The following is a 6,647-nucleotide window of genomic DNA, read 5'->3' as shown; positions in this document are numbered from 1 at the left end:
CCAGGAGCTTAGCATTATGCTGCTTTTCCTCTAGAGAGCCTGTTCTCATAGCTAGAGTGCAGTTCTAACAGAACGTAGAGACTAGAGTGTAGACTCTCTAAAATAGGTATTTTAGCCATATTTCACTCAGTTACTTAATTTCACTCAGTTACTTATTTTTTAGTTTTGCAATAATTATTTGATAAGGAAGCCACTATGACAGCGGCGCAATTTACTAATGTAACAGTCAATGCCCAAGCAACGGTATCTTATGATGGTCGTTGTTCTAGCCACACTATTATGTTTGAAGATGGTCGACATAAGACATTGGGCGTTATTTTGCCTTGTGACAATTTGGTCGAGCACTATCACTTTAGCACTAATACCTCCGAGCGTATCGAAATCACTAGCGGTGAATGCGAAGTCAAAACCAATGGTGAAGAAGATTTCAGTTATTATCGTGCAGGTCAATCATTTGTAGTTGAGGGTAATAGTGGTTTTAATCTACGAACAGAAGAAATTGTGCAATATGTTTGTCACTTAGAAGGCTAATTTGGTTGGTAGGACAGCCATTTACAATTATAGTTTAGTGGCTGACTGTATCAAGCGCTTATCATTCAAGAGAAATAAACAATACTATATTGTTTATTTCTTTTTTAATTGTCACACCTATTTAGTTACAGTGACTTGCTACAATCACATCGCGATTCTTTTTCTGTTTTATCGCATTAGCCGTTAACCATTTTATAAACAATCACTTCATATATTAGTAGGCCTATTATGGCAAAACCCATTTATTTCTATGGTATTCATGCAATTGATGCTTTACTTGAACATCGTCCTCTTGATGGGCTTAGCTTGTTTGTACAGCAAGGCCGTGAGACTGACAGTCATGTACAAGCGATAATGGCACAGGCAAGCGCCAATGGCATCAGCATCCAACCGACACAAAAAGACAAGCTCACGCAATTATGTGGCAGTCCACAGCATCAAGGTGTGGTACTGAATGCTCGTCCACTAGGCTTCGCTAATGAAGGGTTACTTGATACAATTGCTGGACGCGATCAATGTCTCTTATTAATTTTAGATCAAATCACTGATGCACATAATTTTGGTGCTTGCCTGCGTACTGCAGTGGCAATGGGTGTGGATGCAGTAGTCTGCCCAAAACATCATGCTGCTAGCTTGACACCAACTGTGGCCAAAGTATCAGTAGGTGCTGCTGAGATGATGCCTATTATTAGTGTCACCAATCTGGCACGCACGCTGTCACAAATCAAAAGTGCAGGTGTGTTCGTGTTTGGCACTGCTTTAAATGCAGATGCGAAACCGATACATGCTGCGGATTTAACTGGTAAGACGGCAGTTATTATGGGTTCAGAAGGAGAGGGGATGCGCCGCCTGACAATGGAGAGCTGTGATGAGCTGGTTTATATTCCAATGTCTGGCAACGAGCATGGCAACTTACAAAGCCTAAATGTGAGTGTTGCTACTGGCATGGCGTTATATGAAGTCAATCGGCAGCGAACTTTAGCTGCTGGGCAAGTATAAGATATTCTTGATGTAAGGGCTCTAGTTGTGAATATAGAGCTGCGAGATCACTTTCGTTTAGTACCACATCATCAGCATGACGATTGCGTGCTTCGCGGCTCAGCTGATTGCTCATAATGGCTTTAATCTTGAGTGTGCTTTGATTATCACGCTGACTGGCACGCGCAAGCTGCGTGTCTTCAGTTGCATCCATGACAAGAACACGTTGACATAAATTAGCGAGTCCTGCTTCTGCTGCTTCGATGAGCAGTGGTGCGGATAATATTACGTAGGGTGAGGTACTTGCTGCTAACTGTGCTTTTGCTGCCTCACGTATTGCTGGATGAGTGATGGCCTCTAACTCTATTAGTGCCTCCGGATAGGTGAAAACGTGTGTTCTTACCGCTGTGCGATCCATAGAACCATCGCTATTTAATATCCAATCACCAAATTTTTTCTGAATTTTTCGCAAAGTTGAACTACCTTTAGCGACAACCTCATGAGCAATCACATCGGCATCAATCACATCTATTCCTTGCTCAGCGAACCAAGCACTAGCTGCAGATTTACCACTACCGATACCACCTGTCAAACCAATTACTAAGGCCTTTCTGTTAGTTTTTTGGCTTTGTGATGGGTGTGAGTAAGATGAAGAGGCAATCGTATGTGTGGACATAATAATGACTTATTTGGTTAATATAATAAAGGTGGTTATAAATTGAAAAATACAGTTTTCAAGTTTGCTACAGAAGGCTGGCGGTTTATAGCAATACAATAACTTAGTTAAGAGTACATAGTTAAGGATACATGCCGAGGTACCAACTGACGATTTCTGAGCCATACAACAAAGCAATGATACCCGCAATCGCGATGTAAGGACCAAAGGCGAAAGGCTTGCTCTCACCCTGTTGTCTCATTAAGATAATCCCAACCACTGATCCTAGCAATGATGACAATAAAATAATCAACGGTAACATCATAGGGCCAAGCCAAGCACCTAATACTGCTAACAGCTTAAAGTCTCCTTGTCCCATACCGTGTTTCTTAGTAATAAGATAAAACACTTTCACCACGATCCATAATGATAAAAATCCAAGTAGTAATCCCCAAATTGACTGAGTTGGTGAGACAAACCAGCCTTGCGAATTCACTGCTAAACCCAAACCTGCTAGTGGAAACGTTAGACGGTCGGGTAGTAACTGAGTATCAAAATCAATGCCTGTTAACGCAATAAGCGTCCAGACTAAAATCAACGCTGACAATCCAGCGGCACTAACTCCAAATTGATAAATCACCAGTACGGATAATAATGCAGTGACCAGTTCAACGATAGGATAACGTAGGCCAATAGCTGCTTTGCAGTTTGAGCAACGTCCACGTAATACTAACCAACTTATTAGAGGTATGTTTTCATACCACTTTATTTTATGAGCACAATGAGGACAACGTGAGGCAGGTCGACTCAAAGTAATAGGCTGGTCAGCAGCGACAATCGTGGTTAAAGGCTGAATATGTTCTTGCGGCATGTCTACTTGTTCAGACATAAACTGGCTACATTCTTGCCGCCAACTATAGATCATCATGAGTGGTGTACGGTGAATCACCACATTTAAAAAGCTGCCAACACAAAGACCTAATAGCCCAAATACGACCAAAGCCATAGTCGTATTGTCTTGCAGTAACTGTATAAATTGCATGAAATAGCAGTCCTTGAATTTGCTTTTAACCTACCACAGCGCCCATTTGGAAAATTGGTAAGTACATGGCAATGACTAAACCACCAATTAGTACTCCTAATACTGACATGATTAAAGGCTCCATTAAGCTGGTCAGTCCATCTACAGCATTATCCACTTCGTTTTCATAGTAAACAGCCACTTTGTCCAGCATATCTTCTAAGCTACCAGACTCTTCACCGATACCGACCATTTGAATGGCTAGACTTGGGAAAAGGTTGGTTGAACGTATGGAGAATTGTAATTGCTGACCAGTGGAGACATCATTTTTAATTTGTTGAGTGGCATTATAAAACACAACGTTGTTGGTCGCGCCGGCAGTAGAGTCAAGAGCATCGATAAGTGGTACACCAGCGGCAAAGGTCGTCGATAACGTACGAGCAAAACGTGCGATAATTGCTTGATAAGCAATGTTGCCAAATATTGGTGCTTTCAATGTGGCACGGTCCAAAAAATCTCTAAACTTTTTAGATCGTTTTTTAGCTTCTGAGAAACCAATGATGGCACCGCCAATAAGAATGATAAGTATAAACCACCATTCCTGCATCCATTCTGACATACCTACCACCATTTGGGTAAAGGCTGGCAATTCTGCACCAAAAGACTCAAATAATCCGGAAAATACAGGTACAACTTTAACCAGAAGAATAATAGTAACAATAATAGCGACTACAATTACCGCAATCGGGTACTTCATGGCTTTTTTGATTTTAGCCTTTAACAGCTCACTTTTTTCTTTGTAAGTTGCCACCCTTTCAAGCATGGTTTCAAGAGAACCTGATTGCTCACCAGAGTCAACAAGGGAGCAAAAAAGATCATCGAAATAGCGTGGATGGTTGCGTAAGGCAGAGGCAAAGGTGCCACCCGCTTCGATGTCCGATTTTATTTGTAAGACCAAATCTTTCATACTAGGATTGTCAAGTGAGTCGGCCACAATCTCAAAAGACTGTGTCAGCGGTACACCTGCTTTCATCATCGTTGCTAGCTGCCGAGCAAAAATAGCAATATCGATGGGTTTAATAGGTTTTTTGAAGGTGTAGAGGGGCTTGGGCTTTTTCTTAATGCCTTTGACAGAAATACCTTGTTTACGCAAAGTCGCCTTTGCGAGCTCTAAACTGCGACTGGTGGTTTCTCCTTTTACTTTTTGTCCGCGTCGGTTTACCCCGTCGTAGACAAAGTCTAACAGCATGTCGGTCTTCGCTTTTGCCATGTTACTACCCTCAAATATTGTCTAATATAGATCTTGCAAAGATGTATAACGATGCCTGACTCACTACTGCAAAGCGGCATACTTTATTTTAACGTAAAAAGCCAGTATATATCTGTTTTATATTTAAGTATATCTAGTACGAAATATTGCTGGTTTATAAAAATGTCAGCACTTAATGAACAGCTGTTATAAATAATGGTGTTATTTCTCTTCTAAAAATAGTTACTCGGAGGTCACACGCATCATCTCCTGAATACTAGTGACGCCTTGCAACACCTTTAAAATACCAGAGCGGCGTAAGTCTCGGAAGCCATTTTTGATGGCTGCATCTTTGATATCTATCGCATTGCCATCTTCCATAATAATTCGTGAAATATCTGGACTTACTTTCATTACTTCATAGACACCCACACGACCTTTATAACCTTCTCGGCATTCATTACAACCTACGGGCTCATAAATAACGTTGTCTGGATCATCTAAGTCGACTTCAGTAAAACCAAGTTCAAGTAGGCTTTGTCGAGGAATATTAATAGGTTTTTTACAATTTTTACACAAACGACGTGCCAAACGTTGGGCGATGACTAAATTGACTGAGGTTGCGATGTTAAAAGAAGCCACACCCATATTACGTAGACGTGTCAGCGTTTCAGGGGCTGAATTGGTGTGTAAGGTTGAGAGTACCATATGGCCTGTTTGTGCTGCCTTAATCGCAATTTCAGCGGTTTCAAGATCTCGAATCTCACCAACCATCACAATATCAGGATCTTGACGTAAAAAAGATTTGAGGGCGTTGGCAAAGGTGAGACCTACTTTGGAGTTAACATTGACCTGATTGATGCCTTCTAAGTTAATTTCGACCGGATCTTCAGCGGTTGAAATATTGGTCTCTCCAGTATTTAAAATATTAATACCTGTATAGAGTGATACTGTTTTACCAGAGCCGGTCGGACCAGTAATCAGTAACATTCCTTGAGGTTTATGCAGCGCTTCCAAGAACATTTCTTTTTGATCCGGTTCATACCCCAAAGCTTCAATGCCAAGCATGGCTGATGAAGGATCCAAAATACGTAAGACGATTTTTTCGCCAAATAAGGTCGGTAATGAGTTTACCCGAAAATCAATCGCTTTGTTCTTAGAAAGTTTAAGCTTGATACGTCCATCCTGTGGTATACGGCGTTCTGAAATATCCATTTGTGACATAACTTTTAAGCGGGCGGCAATTTTCCCCGCTAGTTGTACTGGAGGACTGGCCATTTTTTGCATCACACCATCGACACGAAAACGAACACGATACGTTTTTTCATATGGTTCAAAATGTAAGTCAGAAGCACCCATGCGGATAGCATCAACCAACATTTTATTAACAAACTTTACAACGGGGGCTTCGTCAACGTTATCGGTTAGCTTGGTTTCACCATCACTACCTTCATCTTCTTCGTCCTCTTCAAACCCAACGTTTAAGTCGCCATCTGAGAAGCTGTCAAAATCTTGCATCGCATCGGCATAAAGGCTTTCAATACGCTTTTTTAGTTTATCTTCTTCGACGACGATGGTTTCAATAGATAGACGAGAATTGAAGGCAATGGCATCAATCGCATCGACACGAGTGGGGTCGCTGAGTGCAACAAATAAACGTTGCCCTCGTTTAAATAATGGTAAGGCATTAAATTTACGAACAATTTTTTCATCTACCAAGTCTTTTGGAACGACATCAGTATTTAAAACATCAAGATCAAAGAGAGGATCGCCAAAAGCTTGTGACAGCATCTTAGCAAGATGATAGGCATCAGCCAATTTATTATCTACTAGGTAAGGTACTAAGCCTATTTGCTGCTGCTGTGACTCAGTCTGCGCGACTTTCATATTCGCTTCGCTAACGATACCATCACTGATGAGCTGATGGGCTAAACCGCCATATTTGTTAGATGTGATAGACATTACGACCTCTCCTTAATACTAAGTATGCTTTATATTTTTGAAAACTATATACTATTTATAGTCTTTAATAGACATATTTTATCAATCATCGATAGTCTTTGTGTTGTTACTAATGAAGGTATAGTCAGAGCACTGCGACAGCGATACTCATCCCTAAACGTACTATTTGTAAAATTGAATTACGGACAATGTTTTAGGTGAAGGCCTTATTATAGAGCTTTAGTTTAGAACATGTTGAACATTTGACCAGT

General features: G+C 40.9%; 6 protein-coding genes. 2 read left to right on the top strand and 4 right to left on the bottom strand.

What is annotated here, in order from left to right:
* Positions 1 to 195: 195 nt before the first annotated feature.
* Both ppnP and rlmB read left to right on the top strand, forming a co-directional pair.
* Entirely contained in the window at positions 196 to 531 is a 336-nt protein-coding gene (ppnP, locus tag ACT3QP_RS13790; protein ID WP_444525896.1) for a pyrimidine/purine nucleoside phosphorylase, read from the top strand.
* Between the two features lie 228 nt (positions 532 to 759).
* Complete coding sequence (rlmB, locus tag ACT3QP_RS13785; RefSeq protein WP_444525895.1) at positions 760 to 1,530, top strand: 23S rRNA (guanosine(2251)-2'-O)-methyltransferase RlmB; 771 nt, start codon at positions 760 to 762, stop codon at positions 1,528 to 1,530.
* Here rlmB and coaE read toward each other — a convergent pair.
* The 4 genes from coaE to pilB form a co-directional block, all read right to left on the bottom strand.
* The gene (coaE, locus tag ACT3QP_RS13780) at positions 1,493 to 2,185 is read right to left on the bottom strand and encodes a dephospho-CoA kinase (RefSeq protein ID WP_444525894.1); all 693 of its coding nucleotides are present in this window, start codon (positions 2,183 to 2,185) and stop codon (positions 1,493 to 1,495) included. The two genes, rlmB and coaE, sit on opposite strands and share 38 nt — an antisense overlap.
* A 121-nt stretch (positions 2,186 to 2,306) precedes the next feature.
* Positions 2,307 to 3,206 carry a prepilin peptidase gene (locus ACT3QP_RS13775; protein ID WP_444525893.1) on the bottom strand — a complete coding sequence of 300 codons (900 nt, stop codon included), beginning with the start codon at positions 3,204 to 3,206 and terminating at the stop codon, positions 2,307 to 2,309.
* 25 nt (positions 3,207 to 3,231) lie between these two features.
* Complete coding sequence (locus ACT3QP_RS13770) at positions 3,232 to 4,455, bottom strand: type II secretion system F family protein (protein ID WP_444525892.1); 1,224 nt, start codon at positions 4,453 to 4,455, stop codon at positions 3,232 to 3,234.
* Positions 4,456 to 4,677: 222 nt separating this feature from the next.
* Positions 4,678 to 6,396: a type IV-A pilus assembly ATPase PilB gene (gene pilB / locus ACT3QP_RS13765; RefSeq protein ID WP_444525891.1), complete on the bottom strand. Its 1,719-nt coding sequence runs from the start codon at positions 6,394 to 6,396 to the stop codon at positions 4,678 to 4,680.
* Positions 6,397 to 6,647 lie beyond the last annotated feature (251 nt).

Source organism: Psychrobacter sp. AOP7-B1-24 (genome assembly GCF_052376215.1).
Lineage (GTDB): Bacteria > Pseudomonadota > Gammaproteobacteria > Pseudomonadales > Moraxellaceae > Psychrobacter.
The sequence above is the reverse complement of the archived record's forward strand: the minus strand, read 5'-3'. Positions and strand labels throughout refer to the sequence as shown.

Bases quoted from the DNA above. Each gene is read 5' to 3' on its own strand.
- ppnP (WP_444525896.1), top strand. From the start codon at position 196: ATGACAGCGGCGCAATTTACTAATGTAACAGTCAATGCCCAAGCAACG.
- rlmB (WP_444525895.1), top strand. From the start codon at position 760: ATGGCAAAACCCATTTATTTCTATGGTATTCATGCAATTGATGCTTTA.
- coaE (WP_444525894.1), bottom strand. From the start codon at position 2,185: ATGTCCACACATACGATTGCCTCTTCATCTTACTCACACCCATCACAA.
- ACT3QP_RS13775 (WP_444525893.1), bottom strand. From the start codon at position 3,206: ATGCAATTTATACAGTTACTGCAAGACAATACGACTATGGCTTTGGTC.
- ACT3QP_RS13770 (WP_444525892.1), bottom strand. From the start codon at position 4,455: ATGGCAAAAGCGAAGACCGACATGCTGTTAGACTTTGTCTACGACGGG.
- pilB (WP_444525891.1), bottom strand. From the start codon at position 6,396: ATGTCTATCACATCTAACAAATATGGCGGTTTAGCCCATCAGCTCATC.